The 2190-nt window shown below is 65.9% G+C and carries 3 protein-coding genes; 2 read left to right on the forward strand and 1 reads right to left on the reverse strand.

The features are described 5' to 3' along the window. Positions 1-466: molybdenum cofactor guanylyltransferase (locus MUO23_12245; GenBank protein MCJ7513728.1), on the reverse strand; the 466-nt coding region annotated here is incomplete at its 3' end. Between the two features lie 63 nt (positions 467-529). Between MUO23_12245 and amrS the strand changes: the two genes are divergently transcribed. Both amrS and MUO23_12255 read left to right on the forward strand, forming a co-directional pair. After that, entirely contained in the window at positions 530-1654 is a 1125-nt protein-coding gene (gene amrS / locus MUO23_12250; GenBank protein MCJ7513729.1) for an AmmeMemoRadiSam system radical SAM enzyme, read from the forward strand. A gap of 9 nt (positions 1655-1663) precedes the next feature. Beyond that, complete coding sequence (locus MUO23_12255; protein MCJ7513730.1) at positions 1664-1987, forward strand: hypothetical protein; 324 nt, start codon at positions 1664-1666, stop codon at positions 1985-1987. Positions 1988-2190 lie beyond the last annotated feature (203 nt).

Raw genomic sequence — 2190 nt, forward strand, 5'->3', positions numbered from 1 at the left:
CATCGGGAAAGAAACTGATCATCCGGGACTCGCCGCGCTCGAGGGCCGATTCGACGTGGCCGAGACAACCGCGCCGGTACACTGCGTGCAGCGGCTCGAACTCGCCGCCGCGGCGGGGGATGATCACATCGGCTTCCGCCGAGCGCGAAAGAAGGTAGCGCAGCAGGTTGGGCTGCAGAAACGGCATGTCGCAGGCCACCACGAGGACCGTATCCCCCCGCGCCGCCCGCAGCGCCGTGCGCAGGCCGACCAGGGCTCCCAAACCGGGTTGGGGATCGGAGGCGGTGGGCACGCCCAGGAAGGCATAGGCCTGCGGTCGGTTGGTGGTGATCCAGAGCTCATCCCCCAGGCTGCCGGCGCGATCGATGACATGCCGTACCAACGGCTTGCCCGCCAGCAGCAGGAGACCCTTGTCCTGACCCATGCGGCGAGACTGGCCGCCAGCCTGGATGACCACCGAGATCATGCGGGGATTGTACCAACCGCAGAATGCAGGGAGGCGGATGTTATAATGCCGCCCGAGGGGATCATGCCGAGTTTGGCGGAGGAACTCGACGGGCTGACCATAGAGGGCGTGCTGTACGAGCGCCTTGCCGAGAGTGCAGTCCGGTGCTTCGCCTGCGGCCACAACTGCTTGATCCGCGACGGTCGTCGCGGCGTATGCAAGGTGCGCTTCAACGCCGCCGGCGTCTTGTGGGTCCCCCATGGCTACGTCGCGGCCCTGCACAACGATCCCGTTGAGAAGAAGCCCTTCTATCACCTGCTGCCCGGTTCGAGCGCCCTGACGTTTGGGATGCTCGGCTGCGATTTCCACTGTGACTACTGCCAGAACTGGGTGACCTCGCAGGCGATGCGCGATCCGGCTTGTGAGGGTGTTGGCGCCTGTGTGCGTCCGATCAGCGCCGAGCAGGTGGTGGTGGCCGCCGTGCGCGCCGGGGCGGATGTCGTCGTGTCTTCCTACAATGAGCCACTGATCACCAGTGAGTGGGCGGTGGAGATCTTCCGCCGGGCTCAGCAAGTCGGCCTGATCTGCGCCTTCGTGTCCAACGGGAATGCCACGCCCCGCGCGCTGGAGTATCTGCGCCCGTACCTGACCGCCATCAAGATCGACCTGAAATCGATGAGCGACCGGACGTACCGCCGGCTGGGCGGGACCCTCGAGGCCACCCTATCAACGATCCGGCTGGCGCATGAGATGGGATTGTGGGTCGAAGCCGTGACATTGGTGGTTCCGGGCCTGAACGACAGCCCGGAGGAGTTGATGGATGCCGGCCGGTTCCTGGCGGGTGTCTCTCCCGACATCCCGTGGCACGTCACGGCTTTTCACGGGGATTATCGCATGACCGGCACGGAGAACACCTCGGTCGCTACGCTGCTACGAGCGGCCGAGATCGGTCAGGAGGCCGGGCTACGCTATGTCTATGGCGGCAACCTGCCGGGCTCCGTGAACGAGTATGAGACAACGTTCTGCCCGAGCTGCCGCCGTCCGCTGATCGAGCGCCGCGGCTTCGCCGTGCTCTCCTACTCCTTGACGCAAGAAGGCGCCTGCCCGGACTGCGGGGAGTCGATCCCCGGCGTTTGGGCGGCGCCGAGTCCGGGGCGAGAAGCGGCGGGCGCCGCCGGGGGCAGCCTGCGCTTGCGCCGGGCGGAATAAGGCACCTGGATGACCCCCGCCAACGACGAGTCCCCAGTGATCTTGTTGTTGACCTACGATCCCATGCCGGACCGCCGGGAGGCGTACTTCCGCTTTGTGCTGGGGGAGTTCGTGCCGGCGCTGGAGCGCCTGGGGCTGAAGATGTCGGAGGCGTGGCACACCGCCTACGGCGACTACCCCCTGCGGCTGACCGGCTTCATCGCCCCAGATCAAGACACCATGGACTACGCTGTGATGTCGCCGGACTTCCAGGGTCTAGAGAACCGGCTGCAGGACTTCGTAGTGAACTACCAACGGCGGGTGGCGCCGTTGCGGCGCCGCTTCCAGTTCTAGCCCGCCCGAGGCGCTTGAATAAGAGGAAAAGCGTCATTTTTGGGGGTGACAGAGAGCACTTCGGCGCCTCGGAACAGCCCGCTACAGTGGTGGCAGTCGAGGACGGCTCTGGCGAAGGAGGGCGAGATGCCCTGGGTCGAGTGGCGGCCTGTCCAGCGTGAATTCTGCGACCGGGTTCAGGAGCAGGTGGTCCTGGAGGCGCA

The sequence above is a fragment of the Anaerolineales bacterium genome, assembly GCA_022866145.1.
Taxonomy (GTDB): Bacteria; Chloroflexota; Anaerolineae; order Anaerolineales; family E44-bin32; genus PFL42.